This is a genomic window from Paracoccus thiocyanatus (assembly GCF_900156255.1).
Taxonomy (GTDB): Bacteria; Pseudomonadota; Alphaproteobacteria; order Rhodobacterales; family Rhodobacteraceae; genus Paracoccus; species Paracoccus thiocyanatus.
In genome coordinates, this window is the sequence record NZ_FTMK01000010.1 from 22,065 (window position 1) to 42,058 (window position 19,994).

General features: G+C 67.5%; 22 protein-coding genes. 15 read left to right on the forward strand and 7 right to left on the reverse strand.

All coding sequences use genetic code 11. The annotated features are described in order from the left end of the window. The first annotated feature begins 96 nt into the window (after window positions 1-96). Genes F3H32_RS09195 through F3H32_RS09205 form a run of 3 tightly spaced genes read left to right on the forward strand, consistent with a single transcriptional unit; the run spans window position 97 to window position 2,672 of the window. Entirely contained in the window at window positions 97-492 is a 396-nt protein-coding gene (locus F3H32_RS09195; RefSeq protein WP_149765590.1) for a VOC family protein, read from the forward strand. 45 nt (window positions 493-537) lie between these two features. Beyond that, window positions 538-1,080, forward strand: a complete 543-nt coding sequence (locus F3H32_RS09200; RefSeq protein ID WP_149765591.1) for a Twin-arginine translocation pathway signal — start codon at window positions 538-540, stop codon at window positions 1,078-1,080. Window positions 1,081-1,091: 11 nt separating this feature from the next. Further along, entirely contained in the window at window positions 1,092-2,672 is a 1,581-nt protein-coding gene (locus F3H32_RS09205; protein WP_149765592.1) for a GMC family oxidoreductase, read from the forward strand. Between the two features lie 47 nt (window positions 2,673-2,719). Here the strand turns inward: F3H32_RS09205 and minE are convergent, their stop codons facing one another. The 3 genes from minE to minC are packed head-to-tail and all read right to left on the reverse strand — an operon-like array spanning window position 2,720 to window position 4,595. Then, window positions 2,720-2,998 (reverse strand): cell division topological specificity factor MinE, encoded by a 279-nt coding sequence (gene minE / locus F3H32_RS09210; RefSeq protein ID WP_115755778.1) that lies wholly within the window; start codon window positions 2,996-2,998, stop codon window positions 2,720-2,722. A 5-nt stretch (window positions 2,999-3,003) separates the two neighbouring features. Then, a complete protein-coding gene (gene minD / locus F3H32_RS09215; RefSeq protein WP_149765593.1) occupies window positions 3,004-3,825 on the reverse strand; it encodes a septum site-determining protein MinD in 822 nt (273 codons plus the stop codon). A 23-nt stretch (window positions 3,826-3,848) separates the two neighbouring features. After that, window positions 3,849-4,595: a septum site-determining protein MinC gene (gene minC / locus F3H32_RS09220; protein ID WP_149765594.1), complete on the reverse strand. Its 747-nt coding sequence runs from the start codon at window positions 4,593-4,595 to the stop codon at window positions 3,849-3,851. A 240-nt stretch (window positions 4,596-4,835) separates the two neighbouring features. On the opposite strand from minC, the gene F3H32_RS09225 reads away from it, so the two are divergent. The 6 genes from F3H32_RS09225 (at window position 4,836) to F3H32_RS09250 (ending at window position 10,208) form a co-directional block, all read left to right on the forward strand. Continuing rightward, complete coding sequence (locus tag F3H32_RS09225; RefSeq protein ID WP_149765595.1) at window positions 4,836-5,483, forward strand: phosphoribosyltransferase; 648 nt, start codon at window positions 4,836-4,838, stop codon at window positions 5,481-5,483. 136 nt (window positions 5,484-5,619) lie between these two features. Next, the gene (locus F3H32_RS09230) at window positions 5,620-6,588 is read left to right on the forward strand and encodes a TRAP transporter substrate-binding protein (RefSeq protein WP_115755766.1); all 969 of its coding nucleotides are present in this window, start codon (window positions 5,620-5,622) and stop codon (window positions 6,586-6,588) included. Window positions 6,589-6,592: 4 nt separating this feature from the next. Then, entirely contained in the window at window positions 6,593-7,087 is a 495-nt protein-coding gene (locus tag F3H32_RS09235) for a TRAP transporter small permease (RefSeq protein WP_149765596.1), read from the forward strand. Next, window positions 7,080-8,369, forward strand: a complete 1,290-nt coding sequence (locus tag F3H32_RS09240; RefSeq protein WP_149765597.1) for a TRAP transporter large permease — start codon at window positions 7,080-7,082, stop codon at window positions 8,367-8,369. The genes F3H32_RS09235 and F3H32_RS09240 overlap by 8 nt, the downstream gene beginning before the upstream one ends. 474 nt (window positions 8,370-8,843) lie before the next feature. Then, window positions 8,844-9,257, forward strand: a complete 414-nt coding sequence (gene rnk / locus F3H32_RS09245) for a nucleoside diphosphate kinase regulator (protein ID WP_115755763.1) — start codon at window positions 8,844-8,846, stop codon at window positions 9,255-9,257. 222 nt (window positions 9,258-9,479) lie between these two features. Next, window positions 9,480-10,208 carry a spermine/spermidine synthase domain-containing protein gene (locus tag F3H32_RS09250; protein ID WP_149765598.1) on the forward strand — a complete coding sequence of 243 codons (729 nt, stop codon included), beginning with the start codon at window positions 9,480-9,482 and terminating at the stop codon, window positions 10,206-10,208. On the opposite strand, the gene F3H32_RS09255 is transcribed toward F3H32_RS09250, so the two are convergent. The 3 genes from F3H32_RS09255 to F3H32_RS17695 all read right to left on the reverse strand — a co-directional run bounded on the left by F3H32_RS09255 (window position 10,205) and on the right by F3H32_RS17695 (window position 12,946). After that, entirely contained in the window at window positions 10,205-11,146 is a 942-nt protein-coding gene (locus tag F3H32_RS09255) for a mechanosensitive ion channel family protein (RefSeq protein ID WP_149765599.1), read from the reverse strand. The genes F3H32_RS09250 and F3H32_RS09255 overlap by 4 nt on opposite strands. 391 nt (window positions 11,147-11,537) lie before the next feature. Continuing rightward, a complete protein-coding gene (locus tag F3H32_RS09260) occupies window positions 11,538-12,749 on the reverse strand; it encodes a PQQ-dependent sugar dehydrogenase (RefSeq protein ID WP_149765600.1) in 1,212 nt (403 codons plus the stop codon). A gap of 59 nt (window positions 12,750-12,808) precedes the next feature. Further along, entirely contained in the window at window positions 12,809-12,946 is a 138-nt protein-coding gene (locus tag F3H32_RS17695; RefSeq protein ID WP_188128629.1) for a hypothetical protein, read from the reverse strand. A gap of 178 nt (window positions 12,947-13,124) precedes the next feature. On the opposite strand from F3H32_RS17695, the gene F3H32_RS09265 reads away from it, so the two are divergent. From F3H32_RS09265 to F3H32_RS17705, 4 genes are read left to right on the forward strand one after another with little or no spacing between them, the layout of a single operon-like run. Then, the gene (locus tag F3H32_RS09265) at window positions 13,125-14,156 is read left to right on the forward strand and encodes a glycosyltransferase (RefSeq protein WP_149765601.1); all 1,032 of its coding nucleotides are present in this window, start codon (window positions 13,125-13,127) and stop codon (window positions 14,154-14,156) included. Beyond that, the gene (locus tag F3H32_RS09270) at window positions 14,153-15,058 is read left to right on the forward strand and encodes an NAD-dependent epimerase/dehydratase family protein (protein WP_188128630.1); all 906 of its coding nucleotides are present in this window, start codon (window positions 14,153-14,155) and stop codon (window positions 15,056-15,058) included. The genes F3H32_RS09265 and F3H32_RS09270 overlap by 4 nt, the downstream gene beginning before the upstream one ends. Before the next feature lie 13 nt (window positions 15,059-15,071). Continuing rightward, the gene (locus F3H32_RS17700; protein ID WP_188128631.1) at window positions 15,072-16,670 is read left to right on the forward strand and encodes a hypothetical protein; all 1,599 of its coding nucleotides are present in this window, start codon (window positions 15,072-15,074) and stop codon (window positions 16,668-16,670) included. After that, window positions 16,667-17,059, forward strand: a complete 393-nt coding sequence (locus F3H32_RS17705) for a GtrA family protein (RefSeq protein ID WP_188128632.1) — start codon at window positions 16,667-16,669, stop codon at window positions 17,057-17,059. The genes F3H32_RS17700 and F3H32_RS17705 overlap by 4 nt, the downstream gene beginning before the upstream one ends. 8 nt (window positions 17,060-17,067) lie before the next feature. Here F3H32_RS17705 and F3H32_RS09280 read toward each other — a convergent pair whose 3' ends face one another. Beyond that, a complete protein-coding gene (locus F3H32_RS09280; RefSeq protein ID WP_149765604.1) occupies window positions 17,068-17,565 on the reverse strand; it encodes an Lrp/AsnC family transcriptional regulator in 498 nt (165 codons plus the stop codon). 157 nt (window positions 17,566-17,722) lie between these two features. On the opposite strand from F3H32_RS09280, the gene F3H32_RS09285 reads away from it, so the two are divergent. Then, a complete protein-coding gene (locus F3H32_RS09285; RefSeq protein WP_149765605.1) occupies window positions 17,723-18,976 on the forward strand; it encodes a 3-methyl-2-oxobutanoate dehydrogenase (2-methylpropanoyl-transferring) subunit alpha in 1,254 nt (417 codons plus the stop codon). Between the two features lies 1 nt (window position 18,977). Next, window positions 18,978-19,994 (forward strand): alpha-ketoacid dehydrogenase subunit beta, encoded by a 1,017-nt coding sequence (locus F3H32_RS09290; protein WP_149765606.1) that lies wholly within the window; start codon window positions 18,978-18,980, stop codon window positions 19,992-19,994.

The window sequence follows — 19,994 nt, forward strand, 5'->3', positions numbered from 1 at the left end:
TGCGGCGTTCAGAAATCGCCGCCGTGGTAGCATGATGCTACCCGCAAGGGCGCGGGCTTTCCGATACTGGCAGGAAGATCGGAAAGGAAAGCCCATATGGCCAAGATGATTCATTCGATGATCCGCGTGACGAACGAGGCGCGCTCGCTGGCCTTTTACAAGGCGGCCTTCGGGCTTGAGCCGGTCGAGCGGCTGGATTTCGACAGCTTCACCCTGGTCTATCTGGCCAATGCCGAAAGCAGCTTCGAGTTGGAGCTGACCATCAACAAGGGCCGCGGGGAAGCTTATGACCTGGGCGACGGATACGGCCATCTGGCCGTCTCGGTCCAGGATGTCGAGGCGGAACACCGGCGGCTGACCGATCTGGGCCTGGCCCCGCGCAAGCTGGTCGATTTCGCCCCCGGCGGCGAAGTGATCGCCCGCTTCTTCTTTATCAAGGACCCGGACGGCTACGAGATCGAGGTGCTGCAACGCGCAGGCCGCTACCTCTAGGCAGGCGCCCGCGGGAGGCGGGCAAACCAACTCAGGGAGGAATAGATGACTGCAACCCCTAAATCCCCCTCTGGCAGCGATGTCAGAGGGCTGACCCGGCGCGGCCTGCTGGCGCGCGCCATCGCGGCCGGGGCGACCTTCGCCGTCGGCTCTGGCTTCGTCGCCGCCCGCGACGCGGCCTGGGCGGTCGAGACCGCGGCGCTGAAGCCCGAAACCATGGCGGCGCTGATCCAGATGGCCCGCGACATCTATCCGCATGACCGGATCACCGACCGCTTCTATGCCGTCGCCGTCAAGGCGCATGACACCCCCGAACAGGCGCAGATGATCGAAGAGGGCGTGGCCGGGCTGAACCTGGTCGCCCAGGCGCAGGGCTTCGACACCTACCTGGCCGCGGGCTGGGAAAAGGACCGCGTCGCCATGCTGCGCCTGATCGAGCACACGCCCTTTTTCCAGGCGGTCCGCGCCGGGCTGGTGACGGGCCTGTACAACCAGAAAGAGATCTGGCCGGTCTTTGGCTACGAGGGCGAAAGCTTTTCCCAGGGCGGCTATATCGAGCGCGGCTTCAACGACATCGACTGGCTGTAAGGTAGGCGGAGATGGCTGACAATGTTGCTAAATTCGGGCATGACGATGCCTCGGTCGTGGTCGTGGTGGGCACCGGCTCGGGCGGCGGCGTGCTGGCCAACGAACTGGCGCAAAGGGGCGTCAAGGTCGTGGCGCTGGAGGCGGGCGGCCGCTACCTGCCCGAGGATTACATCAACGACGAATGGGACAGTTTCGCGCAGCTAAGCTGGGGCGACATGCGCACCACCTCGGGCGATTGGCGGGTGGCGCGGGACTTTGCCAACCTGCCGGCCTGGATCGTCAAGGCGGTCGGCGGCACCTCGATCCACTGGGCCGGCGCCTCGCTTCGGTTCCAGGAACACGAGTTCAAGGCCGCCAGCACCTATGGCCCGGTCGATGGCGCGAACCTGCTGGACTGGCCGATCACCCTGGCCGAACTGGAGCCTTATTACGACCTGGCCGAAAAGAAGCTGGGCGTTACCCGCACCAACGACCTCCCCGGCCTGCCGGGGAACAACAATTACCTGGTGCTGGAAAAGGGCGCCAAGGCCGCGGGCTACAGCAAGGTTTCGACCGGGCATATGGCGATCAACTCGGTCGAGAACGACGACCGCATGGCCTGCCAGCAGACCGGCTTCTGCTTCCAGGGCTGCAAATGGGGCGCGAAATGGTCGGCCGCCTATACCGACATCCCGCGCGGCGAGGCGACCGGCAACCTGGAAGTCCGCGACCATAGCCACGCCACCCGGATCGAGCATGACCAGGACGGCAAGGTCACGGGGGTGCGCTATATCGACCGCGACGGGACCGAACAGTTCCAGCGCGCCCGCATCGTCGCCGTCGCCGGCAATTCCATCGAAAGCCCGCGGCTGCTGCTGGCCTCGGCCTCGGAACGCTTCCCGGATGGGCTGGCGAACAGTTCGGGCCAGGTCGGGCGCAACTACATGCGCCACATGACCGGATCGGTCTATGCGATCTTCGAACGCCCGGTGCGGATGTGGCGCGGCACCACCATGGCCGGCATCGTGCAGGACGAGGCGCATCACGACCCTGCCCGCGGCTTCGTCGGCGGCTATGAGCTGGAGACGCTGGCCCTGGGCATCCCCTTCATGGCGGCCTTCATGGACCCCGGCGGCTGGGGGCGCGAATTCACCTCGGCGCTGGACAGCTACGAGAACATGGCCGGCCTGTGGATCGTGGGCGAGGATCTGCCGCAGGAAACCAACCGCATCACCCTGAACCGCGGCCAGAAGGACCGCTTCGGCCTGCCGGTGCCGAACGTGCATTACGACGACCACCCCAACGACATCGCCATGCGCAACCATGCCTATGGGATGGGCGAGCGGATCTATCGGGCGGCGGGCGCGACGCGCATCCTGCCGACGCCGCCCTATCCGTCAACGCATAACCTGGGCACCAACCGCATGTCGGAAAACCCGCGGGACGGGGTGGTGAACAAATGGGGGCAATCCCACGACGTCCCGAACCTTTTTGTTTCGGACGGTTCGGCCTTTACCACATCAGCGGCGGAAAACCCGACGCTGACCATCGTGGCGCTGGCGATCCGGCAGGCAGAGCATATCGCGGCCGAGATGGAAAAAGGCACGCTTTGACCAGACGCGCCCCTGCCCCTGGCGGGCGGGGGCGCGCGTGCAGGGGATCAGTTTGCGCCCTGCGCCTTTGCCGTCTTGGCATAAGGCAGTTCGATGTTGATTTCGAGGCTCGACAGATCGTCGCTGCGCTCCAGCTTGACGTCGACCGCGTCGCTGTCGATCTCCATGTGCCGGCGCACCACTTCCAGGATGTCGCGCTGCAACAGCGGCAGGAAATCCGGGCTGGCCCCGCCGCTGGAACGCTCATGCGCAAGCAGGATTTGCAGCCGCTCCTTGGCGGTCTGCGCCGAATTGGGCTTTCGCTGGCGGAATGAAAAACCGAACACCATGGTCAGGCCGTCCGTCCCAGCAGCCGCTGGAAGAAGCCGCGCCGCTGTTCGCCGGGGGTGGCGCGCATCTCGATCTGTTCGCCCACCAGCCGGCCGACGGCATCCATATAGGCCTTGCCGGCCGGCGACTTCTCGTCCAGCGACACCGGCGTGCCTTCGTTCGACGCCTTCAGCACCGAGGTGCTTTCGGGAATGATGCCCAAAAGCGGGATCGCCAGGATTTCCAGCACGTCCTCGACGCTCATCATGTCGCCGCTGGCCGAGCGGTTCTGGTCAAAGCGGGTCAGCAGAAGCTGGGCCTTGACGGCGCTGCCATCACCCTTTTCGGCCAGCGCCGACTTGCTGTTCAACAGCCCCAGCACCCGGTCGCTGTCGCGCACCGACGACACTTCGGGGTTGGTCACAACCACCGCCTCGTCGGCGTAATACATGGCCAGATGCGCGCCCCGTTCGATGCCGGCGGGGCTGTCGCAGACGATATAGTCGAATTCCTGGCGCAGCTCGTCCAGGACCGCCTTGACGCCCTCTTTTGTCAGCGCGTCCTTGTCGCGGGTCTGCGAGGTCGGCAGGACATACAGGTTCTCAAGCCGGCGATCCTTGATCAGCGCCTGCTTGAGCTTGGCGTCGCCCTGGATGACGTTGATGAAATCGAAGACGACGCGGCGCTCGCAACCCATGATCATGTCCAGGTTGCGCAGGCCCACGTCGAAGTCGATCACGACGGTCTTGTGGCCGCGCATGGCAAGCCCCGCGCCGATGGCGGCCGAGGAGGTCGTCTTGCCGACGCCGCCCTTGCCAGAGGTGACTACGATAACCTTGCTCACGAGCGTTTCCTTTCGATCATGGGTTATGCCAGGGCCTCGATGCGCAGCACCTCGCCTTCAAGATAGACCTGCACATGGTGGCGCGGCGTATCGGGCCCCAGGTTTTCGCTGGTGCGGTAAAGCCCGGCGATGGCCAGCAATTCGGCATCGAGCGCATGGCAGAAGATGCGCGCCGAGGCGTCGCCGTTCACGCCCGCCAGCGCCCGGCCGCGCAGCCGGCCATAGATATGGATATTGCCGGCCGCGATCACCTCGGCCCCGGAACTGACCGAGCCGACGACGACCAGATCGCCCCGGTCGGCAAAGACCGTCTGGCCCGACCGCACCGGCTGCGTCACCATGCGGTTCGCCGGCTCTTTCGCTGCGGCCGCGGGGGCGGGTTCCGGGCGGCTGCCCTGGCGCGAGACCCGCTCCAGCGCCGCATCGCGCCCGCCGGGCAACGAGATCAGCCCCGCCTCGGCCGCGGCGCGCGCCTGGGTGGGGGTGCCGCTTTGGATGCCAAAGACCGACAGCTTGCGCCGCCGCAGCTCGGCCGCCAGGTGGACCAGATCCTGGGGGCCGTCCAGCCCCTGGGCCTGTTCCAGGTCGATGACCAGGGGCGCATTGTCGAAAAACAGCGGCGTCTGGTTCAGCCGCGCCTCCAGCGCCTCGAAAAAGGCGCGGTCCGGCCGGCCGCTCAGATGCAGCGCGATGGCCGTGAAGGTGCGGCCGCGGATCTGAAGGGGCTTCACGGTCGCGACGGTCTGGGCCGCGCTCTTGCCGGATTGCATCTGTCTGCTCGGTTTCTTCTTGGTTCTTTGTGTCGGGACGGGCTGCCAGCCCTGGCTTGGCCATCTTCCTAATACGTCCCGGCCCAAGCGTCCATCGGCATCTGCCGCCGCGGCCGGTTTCGGCAAAACCGCGCGCAAGATGCAGCCCGCGCCCGCCGGGAAATGCGCCGGCATGGACGGGGCGGGGAACATTCCGGCCGCCACAGCGGTTTGGCCGAGAAGGACAAAAAAGGGGGCGGGATGTTTTCAGATCGTACGGATGCGGGCCGGCAGCTTGGCGCCGCGGTTTCCGCATATCGCGGCCAGCCGGTGCTGGTCCTGGCGCTGCCGCGCGGCGGCGTGCCGGTCGGGCTGGAGGTCGCACGGGTGCTGGACGCGCCCCTGGACGTGCTGCTGGTGCGCAAGATCACCGCGCCGTCGCATCCCGAACTGGCCATCGGCGCCGTGGTGGACGGATCGCCGCCGCAATTGCTGCTGGAGGACCAGATCGTCGCCGCGACCGGCGCGACCCAGGACCACATCAAGGCCGAAAAGGCCCGCCAACTGCACGAGATCGAGCGCAGGCGCCAGCTTTATCGCGGCGACCGCCCGCCGCCGGCGACGCGGGGCCGTACGGTGATCGTGGTCGATGACGGCATCGCCACCGGCGCGACGATGCGCATCGCGCTTAGGGCGCTGGCGCAGTTGGGGGCGGCGCGGGTGATCGTCGCCGTCCCGGTGGCGCCGCCCGACGTGCTGGAACGCATCCGCGCCGAGGCCGACGAGGTCATCTGCCTGCGCATGCCCGAGCCGTTCCACGCCGTGGGCATGCATTATCGCGACTTCGACCAGACCAGCGACGACGAGGTGGTGCGCGCCCTGGCCGAAGCCGATCGCGGCAGGGACTGACGGAGGCCGCGCCGGCCCTTCCAGGCCCCGACCCGTCCCGCAGCCCGTGCCCCAGCCCGTGTCCCGGTCGCTACAGGATTGCACTTTCCGGTATGGTGGCGCTAAATCCACACCGAAGATGGGGAAGGGAGCCACCATGAAACACGTCTTTGCCGCGGCGCTGCTTTGCGCCGCTGTCGCCGCGCCGTCGTTCGCGCAGGAAATCAAGATCGGCTATGCCCTGGCCGAGGACAGCCATTACGGCGCCGGCGCCAAGGCGTTCGAAGCCTCGCTCACGGAAAGCCTGGGCGATCAGTTCAGCTTTCGCCATTTCCCCTCGTCCGGGCTGGGCGGCGAGCGCGAGGTGCTGGAGGGGCTGCAACTTGGCACTGTCGAGATGACCATCGCCTCGGACGGGACGCTGACCAATTTCGTGCCCGAGGTGGGCGTTCTGGGCATCCCCTTCCTGCTGCGCGACAAGGACCATGCCCGCAAGGTGCTTGACGGCGAGATCGGCCAGGAGATGCTGGCCAAGTTCGACCCCGCCGGCCTGCATGCGCTGGCCTGGGGCGAACAGGGCTTCCGCCACATCACCAGCAATCGCGGCGCGGTCGAGGCGCCGGCCGATCTGGACGGGCTGAAGATCCGCACCATGGAAAACCCCGTCCATATCGAAGCGTTCCGCGCCCTTGGCGCCGCACCCACGCCCATGGCATGGCCCGAGGTGATCGGCGCGCTGGAACAGGGCGCCATTGACGGACAGGAAAACCCGCTTTCGGTGATCGTCTCGGCCAAGCTGAACGAGGTGCAGAAATACCTGACGCTGGACGGGCATGTCTATTCCTCGACCATCATCCTCGTCTCGCCCGCCTTGTGGAACGGGCTGGACGACGCGCAGAAGGCGGCCTTCGACAAGGCGGCCAAGGACGCGGTCGTCGCGATGCGCGCCTATGTGGACGATGTCGATGCCTCGGGCGTCGCCTCGATGAAGGATGCCGGGATGGCGGTCAACGAGTTGACCCCCGAGCAGAAGGCCGCCTTCCGCGAGGCGCTGGCCGGCCCCTATCAGCAGTATGAGGCGCAGTTCGGCAAGGAACTGATGGACCGCATCCAGGCGGTCGAATAAGCCCATGCGCCGCATCGAACGCGCATTCGTCGCGGCGAACGGCGCCGTGCTGGTCCTGGGATTGGCCGTCATGGCGGCGATCCTGGGCTGGAACGTCGCCGGCCGCTACCTGACCGGCAATTCGCTGACCTGGGCCGACGAGGTGGCGCGCTATTCGATGATCTGGCTGACCTTCCTGGGCAGCGGGCTGGCGCTGCGCCATGGCGCCCATGCCGCCATCACCAATGCCCAGGACGCCTTGCCCACGCGGGGCCAGTTGGCGCTGCGCGGGCTGATCCTGCTGGTGATGTTCGGCTTTTTCGGCTTCATGGTCTGGGTCGGCATCGACTACATGAACCGCATGGCGATCCAGCGTTCGGCGGCGCTTCAGGTGCCGATGAAATGGATCTATGCCGCGATGCCCGCAGGTTTCGCGCTGATGATCGTCCATCTGGCCCTGATCGCGCCGCAATACCTGCGCGCCGGCTTGCAGCATTCCGACGAGGCCGCCCTTGGTTGAGATCCTGATCGCCGCCTTCCTGATCCTGATGGTCATGGGGGTGCCCATCGCCTTTGCCCTGGCGATGGCGGCCTTTGCCGCGGTGGGCCTGTCGGGCCGCTATCCGCTGGTGGTGGTGGTCAAGGAGATGTTCACCGGCCTGGACAGCTTTCCGCTGCTGGCCGTGCCCTTCTTCATCCTGGCGGCCGAAATCATGTCCACCGGCGCCATCTCGCGGATGCTCTTGCGCTTTGCCTCGCAATTCGTGGGCCATCTGCGCGGCGGCCTGGGCTATGCCAATATCCTGACGGGTACGCTGTTTGCGGGGATTTCCGGCTCGGCGCTCGCCTCGGCCGCGGGGCCGGGCGCGATGATGGCCCGGATGATGGAGCGCAGCGGCTATGCCAAGGCCTATGCCGGGGCGCTGACCATTTCCGTGGCGGTGATCGACCCGATCATCCCGCCCTCGATCACCATGATCATCTATGCGCTGCAGGACCGCAACACCTCGGTGGGCTCGCTGTTCATGGCCGGCATCCTGCCCGGCCTGCTGATCGCGGGGCTGCTGGCCGGGGTGAACTGGTGGATCAGCCGCAAGCGCGGCTATCGCAGCGCCGAGCCGCGCCCGCCGGCCGGGCAGATGCTGCGCAACACATTCACCGCCCTGCCGGCGCTGCTTCTGATCGTGCTGATCGTCGGCGGCATCCGCGGCGGGGTGTTCACGCCCACCGAAGCCTCGGTCGTGGCGGTGTTCTATGCCATCCTGACCAGCGCCTTCGTCTATCGCGGCTTCACGCTGGCGGACCTGTGGGGGGCGTTCCTGCGCTCGGCCATCATGTCGGTGGCGGTGCTGATGATCCTGGCCGCCGCCCGCGCCTTTGCCTGGGTGCTGATCATCGAGGGCGTGCCCCAGGCCATGGCCGATGCGGTGATCGCCATGGACCTGTCGCCCGTCGCCTTCCTTTTGATGGTCAACCTGCTTTTGCTGGTCTTCGGCATGTTCATGGACCCGCTGCCGGGGGTGATGATCCTGGTGCCGATCCTGGCGCCCATCGCCCACAGCCTGGGCATCGCGGCCGATCATTTCTCCATTATCGTTATCGTGAACCTGACCTTTGGCCTGATGACGCCGCCGGTCGGCGGGCTGATCTTTGTCGTCGCTTCGGCGACCAAGCAAAGGCCCTCGGCGCTGATCCGCGAATTGCCGCCCTTTTTCCTGGCGGCCATGGCGGCGCTGCTGATCCTGACCTTCGTGCCGGCCCTGTCCACCTGGCTGCCGCAGATCAGCGGCTTCGCCCGCTAGTCGCCGCCCCGGCCGCCAGGGGGTGCGGCGGGATGACGCTTGACTTGCCCTTCGTTGTGCTTAACTATGCATAACGAACAGAGCAGGCGGGCATCCCATGCGCAGGAACCAAGCGATTTCCAAATCCGACCCCCGGCAGATGGGCGGGATCGTCGCGCCGCTATTGGTGATCGGGCTGGCGCTGGCCGGGGCGCTTTACGGCCTTTGACCGCAGGCGCCCCGGCAGGGGCGCGGCCATTGCCGCACACGCTCTCGACTCGGCGGGCTGCGGCGGCTAGACTGGGTCCATGATCACGCGCCTTCCTCCTTGCAGGAGCCGGCTTCGTCCCGGTTTGCTGCTGACGCGCCCTCTGCCCCGGACAGAGGCGGCGCCGCGCTAACCTCGCGTCCGGGGTCCCCCGATCCAGCCAGACCAACCGTCCCAGGGCCGCATGGCGGCCAGGGCACGGCATGACATCATTTGAAGGAGCAGACATGGCCAGAACATCGCGACCGCCGGTCGTCATCGCCAGCGACACGCTCGACCGGCTGGAGCGTCTTGCCCAGGGGGCAATGGCGCGCAATCCCGAACTTGCCGACCGGCTGCTGACCGAACTGGCCCGCGCCCGCGTCCTGCCGGCAGGCCAGACACCTGCGGACGTGGCCGGCATCGGCAGCGCCGTGACCTTTCGCGACGAGACGACGGAACGCGAACAGACCGTCGTGCTGACCTGGCCCGAGGACGCCGATATCGCCGCCGGCCGCGCTTCGGTGCTGACGCCCATCGGCGTGGCGCTGATCGGCCTGCGCGAAGGGGCGCGCTTCACCTGGGAAACGCGGTCGGGCGAGACGCGCGAACTGACCATGCTGTCGGTCAGCCGGGCCGGCCCGGTCAGCCCGGCCGCATAGGGGCGGGCGATGGGACAGGATCGGCTGTGCCGGGATCGCGGCCCGGCGCCGCAGCCCGGCCATTCGCATCCTTCGGCGGTCTTTCCGCTGCTGATCGGTTTCAGGGCCAACAATGTGCCGGGGTTGTCCGCGCATTGAACGCGGGCAACCCCAGGCCATTTCCCAACCGTCACGCAATCGACGGGCGGCCTTGCGGCCGGCCCGATCTCGGGGATCGACCCTATGCCCATCTGGAATACCCTGGCCCGCGCCGATACGGCGGCGGGCGACGAAATCCTGCTGCGTGAACGCGGCAGCCTTTACGAAATCCGCTTCAACGGGTTGGAGTTGATGTCCAACCTCAACCACCAGTCCGAAACCCTGCTGGCCGAACGCAGCCTGCGCCTGCACGACCGGCACGACGCCCGCGTGCTGATCGGCGGGCTGGGCATGGGCTTTACCCTGCGCGCGGCGCTAGAGCTTCTGGGGCCGGCCGCGCAGGTCGCGGTCTGCGAGCTGATCCCGGAAATCGCCGACTGGAACCGCGGCCGCATCGGCCATCTGGCCGGCCACCCGCTGCGCGATCCGCGCGTCACCCTGCGCGTGGCGGATGTGATGGAGGTGCTGCTGGAACATCGCGCCGGTTTCGACGTGATCCTGATGGACACCGATAACGGGCCGGATTTCACCGTGCGCCCGGCGAACGGCCGGCTTTACGGCCAAGGCGGGCTGGCGGTGCTGCGCAAGGCGCTGCGGCCGGGCGGCATCGCCGCCTTCTGGTCGGCGACCGTTTCCGACCCGTTCGAGCGGGCGCTGGACAGCCAGCCCTGGCACTGGCGGCGCGACGATATCCAGCTTGTCGGCGGGCGGGCCGACGCCTTTCATCACATCTACCTGACCTCGGCCGATCCCGCCCGCATCGGCCTGCGCCCGGAACCGGCCGCCGCCAGTCCCGAACTGGCGCCGACCTAGCCCTGCGGCTGGGACGGGCCTGCCGGTCCCGGCACCTCGGCACCGTCCCAGGGCATCCGGCCCGCGGAAAGCCGGATGCCCTGTTCGCGCAGCGCGGCGTCGATCAGGCTTAGCACCTCGTTGCGGCAGGCCAGTTCCCGGTCATGCTGCGGCACCCAGTATTTCACCCGATAGGTGATGCCGGCCGGCCCGAAATGCGTCACCTGCACCTCGGGCGGCTTGCCGGCCGAGATGGCGCGCGCCGCCGTCGCTGCCTGGGCGATCAGTTCGCCCGCCTGGGCCACCGGCAGGTCGACGGGCAGCGTCAGTTCCGCATGGTCGCGATATTCCTGGCGCGGCGCGCTGAAATTGGTGATCCGGCGCGACGAGATCTGGCTGTTGGGCAGGATGACATAAGTGCTGTCGCGGGTGACCAGCCGGGTGGTGCGCCAGCCGATTTCCTGGACCCGCCCCTCGGCCAGGGTTTCGATGCGCACCCAGTCGCCGATGCGAAAGGGCGCCTCGATCCCCATGGCCAGCCCCGAAAACACGTCGGCGACGGCGTTGCGGATGGCAAAGCCCAGCACCGCCAGCACCAGCCCCGAGCCGGTCAGGATGCCCGACAGGTCCTGGCGAAAGAACAGCGACAGGCTGGCCAGCGTGGCCACGGCCAGCAGCACGAACCACAGCAGGTCCAGCAGCACCTTGGGGACCGCGCGGCGGCCCTTGCGCCGCCGCAGCAGCCGGCGCGCCGCCAGGCCATGCGCCAGCTTGGCGCCGGCAAAGCAGGCCACCGACAGGCCCGCATTGCGCAGCGGCTGCGCCCAAAGCTGCAAGGCGGACAGGTCTGGATGGCGCAGCGCCAGCGGCTCGACCAGGGTGGCGATGGCCAGCGCCGCCAGGACCGCCGCCGCGCTGCGCCACAGCGCGCCCACGGGCGGGCGCTCATCCTTGGTCATTATCGACCTCGTTTATCCGCCGCCGCCGGGCAAGGCGGCGCGGCTCGGGCAGCCGGGACGGCAGGTGGAACGGAGAGCGGCAGATCGGACATCGCCCGGCCGCAGCCCTGGGGACATCCTGGCCGCAATGCGGGCAAACCGCAGGCAGATAGGCGCGCAGCATGACAAGACCTCTTGGAAAGACGGGTTGGGTTCGCGTAACCCCGGCCGTCCGTCCACGCCTGGCGTGTCAACGGGGCCGGGGCCACCCAAGCGCCTGTTCAAGACGCAGCACGAACCTGTCCAAGCCGCAGCCCACCAAGAAAAGCCCCATATGCAAAGAAAATCCGACGGACCCCAGGCCCATCACTCAAGATGGTCATTGTTTCCGTGTTTTCAAGGGGGTTGGCGGCTAGTCCGGCACGGTGCCCCGGCGCGTCAGCCGGACCAGTTGCCCCGGATCGTCGTCGATCAGCACCAGCAGGGCGCCGTCCGCGGCAATCTCGACATCGCGGACCCGCCCGATGCCCGGCACAAGGCGCTGTTCGCCGGTCACGCGGTCGCCCTGGATGCGCAGCCGCACCAGGGCTTCGGCCCGCAAGCCGCCGATCAGCGCGTCGCCCCGCCATTCGGGAAACATCGCGCCGTCATAGAACACCATGCCGCTGGGGGCGATCACCGGGTCCCAGTAATAGACCGGCTGCTCCATGCCGTCCTGCCGGGTGATCCCCTGGCCGATGGGTCCGCCGCCATAGTCCAGCCCATAGCTGATGACCGGCCAGCCGTAATTGCGCCCCGGGGCCAGCAGGTTCAGTTCGTCCCCGCCCAGCGGGCCATGCTCGACCGTCCAAAGCCGGCCCTGCCCGTCCAGCGCCGCGGCCTGGATGTTGCGATGGCCATAGGTCCATATCTCGGGCTGCGCCGATTGTGTCCGGGCCAGGGGGTTGCCCGGCGCAGCCTGCCCGGTCGCCGGATCCAGCCGCAGCACCTTGCCCAGATGGTTGCCCAGATCCTGCGCCACCGGCACGTCCGGCGGGATCGCGCGCTCGCCCGCGGTGACGTAAAGATAGCCGTCCGGGCCGAAGACCAGCCGCGATCCGAAATGCAGCGGCGATTCCACGCCCGGCTGCTGGCGAAAGATCACCCGCATCTCCTCCAGCGCCGCGCCGTCCGGCGACAGGCGGCCGGTGGCGACCGCGGTGCCGTTTTCGCCGCCGCCGCGCGGCTCGGAAAAGCTTAGCCAGACCTGCCGGGTCCGGGCGAAATCCGGCGCGATCGCCACGTCCAGCAGGCCGCCCTGATCGCGGGCATCGACCGGGGGCAGGCCGGAAATCGGCGCCGACAGCCCACCATCGCGGTAAAGCCGCAACTGGCCGGGACGTTCGGTGATCAGCAGCCCGCCATCGGGCAAAAGCGCCATTCCCCAGGGGTGGCGCAGGTCCTGGACCAGCGGCTGGCGCATCAGCCGCATCGCCTGCGCCATCACCGGGGCGCGGGTCTGGCCGGCGAAAGCCGGGCTCTGGCCCGCAGCATTGGGCGGTTCGGCGTTGAAATCGGCCAGGACGGCCAAAGGCGCGGCCAGCGCCAGCGCCAGAACGGCGGCAAAACGTCCAAGGGGCGGCATGGCGATTCCCTTATCTGGATGGGTCCTGGCGCGCCGCATCGGGACCGCGGCCATTTCTTCTAGCCCTTTGCCGGCGGCCCGGTCAATGCGCCTGGAATATCCGCGGCAATGGTCGCGCCGGGGTTGTCTTTATCCACGCCGATACAAGCCAGAAAATGCTTGTTTTTTATCAGGGATGCGGGCAGGCTTTCCAACAAGGCATCGTATCATTCGACGGGAATCAAGAATGTCTTATCGGCAGCGGCGCAAAGCCGTGCCCGATAAGCGGTGACGCAATTCGATTTAACGCCGCCAAAGCCTTGGGGGGATCGCAGCGCCTGGCAGCCAAAGGGTAAACGGGAATCGTCAACTGGTAAAACCTGGGCCAACGCGAATATGTCCGAGATTTCCAAGATACAAGGCATCATGGTCAGCATCGTGGTGCCGGTCTATTGCGGCAGCGATTACCTGACCCCCCTGGCCGAGGCCCTGGACGGGCTGCGCCGGCAATGGCAGCAACAGCAGACCCCGTTTTTCCTGGCCGAGGCGATATTCGTCGACGATGCGGCCATCGACGATTCCGCCGCGCGGATCGAGGCGCTGGCCCGCCGGCACGACTGGATCGTGCCGCTGCACCTGTCGCGCAATTTCGGCCAGCACCCCGCCACCATCGTCGGCATCCTGCACAGTTCCGGCGACTGGGTGGTCACGATGGACGAGGATTTGCAGCACCGCCCCGAGGTTATCACCCAGATGCTGCGCTGCGCGGTCCTGGAGCGGGCAGATATCGTCTATGCCAATCCCGTCTCGGCCGTCCACGGCGCGGCGATCCGCGACCTGACCTCGCGCAGCTTCAAGCGGCTGATGCAATGGCTGACCGACAATCCCAACCTGCCCAGCTTTAACAGCTTTCGGCTGATCCGCGGGCCGGTGGCGCGGGCGGCGGCCAGCGTCTGTTCGCATGATACCTATCTGGACATCACGCTGGGCTGGTTCACGCAAAGCATCCGCGCGATCCGCGTGGAAATGAAGGATGAAAGATATATGCGCACCGGCCGCAGCGGCTACAGCCTGCGGTCGCTGCTGTCCCATGCCTGGAGGATGATCTTTTCCAGCCAGATCAAGCTGCTGAGAATAGGCGCCGTGCTGGGGCTGACGGCAATGGCGATATCCGTCCTGGCATCGGTCTATTTCCTGGCGGTCAAGCTGTTTTATCCGGCGGATATCCAGGTGCAGGGCTGGACCTCGCTATTCCTGGCGATGATGTTCTTTGGCGGGCTTTCGGCCTTCATGCTGGGCATCGTGCTGCAATATCTTTCGTCGCTGGTTCTCAAGGTGCATGGCAAGCCCACCTTTTTCACCATCGACCGATCCGGCGATAATGCGGTTCGGCAATGGTTCGAAACCGCCCCGGATTTGCCGCGATGAAGCTTTTGCAGATCGACGGCGGCGACAAGCCGGTCATCCTGCTGTTCGGCCTGGGGCTGATCGGCGGCGCGGTGGACCGCGCCTTGCGGCTGCGCTTTGGCGCGCGCGGGGTCGAATTTCCCTATGACTGGCACGACGCGCCGCGGCGGCGGGCGCAGGCGGATGCGATCGCGGCCGCCCTGCCCCCGCGCTTGCCCGTGGCGCTGGTCTGGGCCGGCGGGCAAAGCGGCTTCGGTTCGGACCAGGCGCAGATGCGGCAGGAAACCGCCCTGGTCGAAGAGCTGATCCGCATGGCCCAGGCGCTGCGCCGCGACCGGCCGGTCGATTTCCACATGATCAGTTCCGCAGGCGGGCTGTTCGAAAGCCAGACCCATTGCTCGTCCGCAACCCGGCCGCGGCCGCTGCGCGCCTATGGCGCGGGAAAGCTGGCGCAGGAACAGGCATTGGCGCGGGCCGAGGGGCTGGACCGCCGCCATGTCTATCGCCCCAGCTCGGTCTATGGGGCGACGCGCTCGAAACGCGTGGGGCTGGTCGCGGCGCTGGTCGCGAACGGGCTGACGGGGCGGACCACGCGCATCTTCGGCAATCCCAACACGTTGCGCGACTATGTGCTGGCCGACGACATCGGCCATTACATCGCCCGCCGGATCGCCGCGCCCGAAGACCGCGCCGAGATGCAGGTCCTGCTGCTGGCGCGCGGCCGCCCGGCCTCGGTCTTCGAGGTGATCGAACGGGTGCGCGAGCGGGTCGAGCGGCCCTTGCTGCTGCAATTCGATCCCCATCCGTCGAACATGCAGGACATGAGCTTCCTGCCATCCGCCCTGCCCGCCGATTGGCAGGCGACCTCGCTGGTGGCGGGGATTTCGCGCATCGCCACCATGGCCCGCAGCGGCCTGGCCTGAAGGGAGGCCCGCCATGTCCATGCTTGTTCCCCCCGCCTATGCCTCGGCAAGCGGTGGCGCGGCCCTGCTGCGCCGCGGGCTGCTGGCGCTGTGGCTGGCCTCGGCGCCGGTGCTGTGCCTGCTGTGGCTCAAGGTCGAGCCGTCGCCCGACCAGGCGCAATTCGACTACATGGCCTGGATGGCGACCCAGGGGATGCCGTTCTATTCGGGCAGCTTCGACATGAACTGGCCGGGCGCGATGCTGCTGCACCTGGCGGCCTTGCGGCTTTTCGGCCCGGCCCCCTGGGCGTGGCATCTGGCGGATTTCCTGCTGATGCAGGGCGTGGCCATCGCCGCGGCGGCGCTGCTGTGGCGGGCGGGGTTCCGGCTGGCGCCCTTTGTCGCGCTGGCGCTTTATCCGCCGGTCTATGTCACCGCCGGCGGCTGGATGGCGGGGCAGCGCGACATCATCGCCGCGGGGCTGTCGGTCATGGCCTGCTGCGCCATGCTGGCCCCGGCGCGGCGCGAACTGGCGGGCCTGGCCTGCGCCGGGATGCTGGTCGGCGCGGCGGTGATGGTCCGCCCCACCTATCTTTCCGTGCTGGCCGGGCTGCTGATCATCGAGGCGCTGCCGCGGGCCTGGATCGGCTGGCCGCGCCGGCATGGGACGGCTGCGCGCCTGGCCGCGCCGGCGGCGGGCTTTGCGCTGGTCGTGCTGGCCGTCGTGCTTTGGGCGCTGGCCGTGGGCAATCTGGACGACTGGTATCGGCAATCGGTGCTGTTCACCGCGCAGGTCTATGCGGACGAGACGCCGATGGCTATGGGCCAGACGCTGCTGGTGCTGTTCGGGCGCTGGTGGCACTGGATGACGCTTTGCGGCCTGGTCGGGCTGGCCCTGTGGATCACGCGCGACCGCGGCCTGCGCTATCCGCTGATGCTGGTGCTGGGCCTGGCCGCCGCGATCCTGCTGTCCTTTTTCGCGCAAGGCAAGGGCTTCGGCTATCACCTTGCGGGCTTTCTGCCGCTGCTGGTGATGCTGAGTGCGGTGGCGCTGGACCGCCTGGCCGCCGCCCGGCGGGACGCATCCGACCCGCGACGCCGGGCGATGGCCGGCGGCGCGCTTGTGGCCATGACGGCGCTTGTCGTGGCGGGCATCGGCGCGAAACTGGCGGGCGACGCGCATCTGCTGGCCGATCTTCGCGGCCGCGGCATTGCGCCGGTCACCGGCGGCTTCGACATCTCGGCCCAGGACCAGGAGCGGCTGGTGCAGATCATCCGCACCGGCAGCACCCCGGATGAGCGGATGGTGCAATACGGCACCGCTCACCAGATCCCCTATCTGGCGCAAAGACTGCCCGCGCATCGCTTCATCACCCCCGCGGTCGAGCTGATGCAGCCGGATTTCCCGCTTTACGACGCCTGGATGGCCGAGATCCGCGACGGGCTGGAAACCCATCGCCCGCGTTTCGTGCTGATCATGGGCGCGCCCTTTGCCGCGACCGATGGCGGCGGGCTGGTGCCGGCGGGGCCGGGCCGGCCGATGCTGGCGGCGCTGCTGTCCCATATGGGGGACGGCTACCGCGTGGCCATGCAGGGCGGGTTCGGCACCTTGTTCGAAAGGATGGCGGATTGAACAGCGCCGGGGCGGACCCTTGGCAGATCCTGCGCTTCGTGCTGGTCGGGGCCTCGTCCACCGGGCTTTATTTCCTGCTGCTCTGGGGCTTGCGCGACGGAATCGACAGCATCGTCGTGCTGACCTCGGCCTGCTATGCGATCAGCATGCTTTACAATTACGCGCTGCAAAGCTGGCTGACCTTTCGCGCCGGCCCGCCGAACCTGGGCAGCATGGCGCGCTTTGTCGCCATGCATCTGGGGGCGATGGCGCTGAACGCGGGGCTGATGGCCGGCCTGGTCCAGGGGCTGGGCGCGCCGCTGTTTGCGGCGCAGGTGCTGGTGACGGCGATCATCTCGGCGATGGTCTTTCTGCTGTCCCGGCACTGGGTCTATCGCCTGCGCGGCTAAGCCGGCCCCTATTCCGCCTCGGGCTGCAAGGCCAGGACGGTGCCGCGTTCCTTCAGGCAGCGCAGGGTAAAGATCGAGCGGGCGTTCCTGATCCCCGGCACCCGGTAAAGCTTGCGGCGCAGGAATTCCTCGTATCCGCGGGTGCCGCTGACCGCGACCTTCAGCAGGTAATCATATTCGCCGGTGGTCATATAGACCTCTTGCACCTCGGGGATGGCGGCCATGGCGCGGCCGAACTGCTCCAGCACCTTTTCGTCATGCCGCTCCAGCGTGATCTCGATGATGACGGTTTCGGCCGCGCCCAGCCGCGACTGGTCCAGGATCGCCGCATAACCGCGGATCACGCCCTCGGCCTCCAGCCGGCGGGTGCGCTGCCAGCAGGGGCTGGGCGACAGCCCGACCCGTTCGGCAAGCTGGCTGTTGGACAGCCGCCCATCGCGACTCAGCTCGCGCAGGATCCTCAGGTCGGTCGCGTCAATCTGGCGCGATGCAGAAGGTCCGCTCATGTCAGCCCCGGATCGTCGAAAGAATCTTTCTTAGATTGGTCGATGCGCGGAAAGAAAGAAAGAAGATTTTGCGGCGATCTGTGGCATCATCAACATGGAAGAAGCCGGGAAAGGGACCCGCGGGGGCCCGACCATCGCCCGGACCAGGGAGGTATCGATGCAGAGACCAGACCCCGACGACTATCCGCCGCTTGGCCTTGTGGTGCCAGAGCCCGAGGTCCGCCCCGGCGGCCAGCCGGATTTCTCGCATGTAGCCATTGCGCGGGCCGGCAGCGTCCGCCGCCCCGAGGTCGATGCCGACCCCCAGGCGATGCGCGACCTGGCATTCACCATCATCCGCGTCCTGAACCGCGAGGGGCAGGCCGTCGGCCCCTGGGCCGAGGCGCTGGAGATCACCCCCGACGACCTGCTGGAGGGGCTGCGCCACATGATGACCCTGCGCATCTACGACGCGCGGATGCTGAACGCGCAGCGCCAGCAAAAGACCAGCTTCTACATGCAGCACCTGGGCGAAGAGGCGATTTCCTGCGGCTTCCAGCGCGCACTTGCGCCGGGCGACATGAACTTCCCGACCTATCGCCAGGCCGGGCTGCTGATCGCCGCCGGCTATCCCATCAGTTCGATGATGAACCAGGTGTTTTCCAATGCCCAGGACCCGATGCGCGGGCGGCAACTGCCGGTCTGCTATTCCTCCAAGGCGCATGGCTTCTTCACCGTTTCCGGCAATCTTGCGACGCAATATATCCAGGCGGTGGGCTGGGCCATGGCCTCGGCCATCTCGGGCGACCGCAGGATCTCGGCGGCCTGGATCGGCGACGGCTCGACGGCGGAAAGCGATTTCCACGCCGCGCTGGTCTTTGCCTCGACCTACAAGGCGCCGGTGATCCTGAACATCGTGAACAACCAATGGGCGATCTCGACCTTTCAGGGGATTGCGCGCGGCGGGTCGGGCACGTTTGCGGCGCGGGGGCACGGCTTCGGCATCCCCTCGCTGCGGGTGGACGGCAACGACTACCTGGCGGTGCTGGCGGTGGCCGGCTGGGCGGCGGAACGGGCGCGGCGCAACCTGGGTCCGACGCTGATCGAATATGTCACCTATCGCGCCGGCGGGCATTCGACCTCGGACGACCCGTCCGCCTATCGCCCGGCCGAGGAAAGCGCGGCCTGGCCGCTGGGCGACCCGATCCTGCGGCTGAAAAACCACCTGATCGCGCTTGGCCATTGGAGCGACGAGCGCCACCAGCAGGCCGAGGCGCAGATCCTGGCCGAGATCACCGAGATGCAGAAACGCGCCGAAGCCATCGGCACCCTGCATCACGGCCAGCACCCCAGCCCCGCCGACATGTTCGAGGATGTCTATGCCGAGATGCCGCCGCATCTTCTGAAGCAACGTCACGAGGCGGGGTTCTGACATGGCACGCATGACGATGATCGAGGCGATCCGCGATGCGCTGGACGTGGCGATGGGCGCCGACCCCGCCGTCGTGGTCTTCGGCGAGGATGTGGGCTATTTCGGCGGCGTCTTTCGCTGCACCGCCGGCTTGCAGGCAAAATACGGCAAGACCCGCTGCTTCGACACGCCGATCAACGAATCCGGCATCGTCGGGGCGGGGATCGGCATGGCCGCATACGGGCTGAAGCCGGTGGTGGAAATCCAGTTCGCCGATTACATGTATCCCGCCTATGACCAGATCGTGTCCGAGGCGGCGCGGCTGCGCTATCGCTCGGCCGGAGAGTTCACCTGTCCGATGGTGATCCGCATGCCCACCGGCGGCGGCATCTTCGGCGGCCAGACCCACAGCCAATCGCCCGAGGCGCTGTTCACCCATGTCACGGGCCTCAAGACCGTCGTGCCCTCGAACCCGCGCGACGCCAAGGGGCTGCTGATGGCCGCCATCGAGGATCCCGACCCGGTGATCTTCATGGAGCCGAAGCGGCTTTACAACGGTCCCTTCGACGGCCATCACGACCGCCCGGTCACGGCCTGGAAAAGCCACGAGCTGGGCGAGGTGCCCGAGGGGCATTACACCGTGCCGCTGGGCAAGGCGGCGGTCCGCCGCCAGGGCCGCGCGGTGACGGTGCTGACCTATGGCACCATGGTCCATGTCGCGCTGGCCGCGGCCGCGGATTGCGGCGTCGATGCCGAAGTGATCGACCTGCGCACCCTGCTGCCCCTGGACATGGAAACCATCGTGACCTCGGTCAACAAGACCGGCCGCTGCCTGATCCTGCACGAGGCGACGCTGACCTCGGGCTATGGCGCGGAACTGGCGGCGCTGGTGCAGGCCGAATGCTTCTGGCACCTGGAGGCGCCGATCCGGCGGGTGGCGGGCTGGGACACGCCCTATCCGCATGTCCACGAATGGAGCTATTTCCCCGGCCCCGCACGGGTGGCCGAGGCATTGCGTCAACTGGTCGAGGTGGCCTGA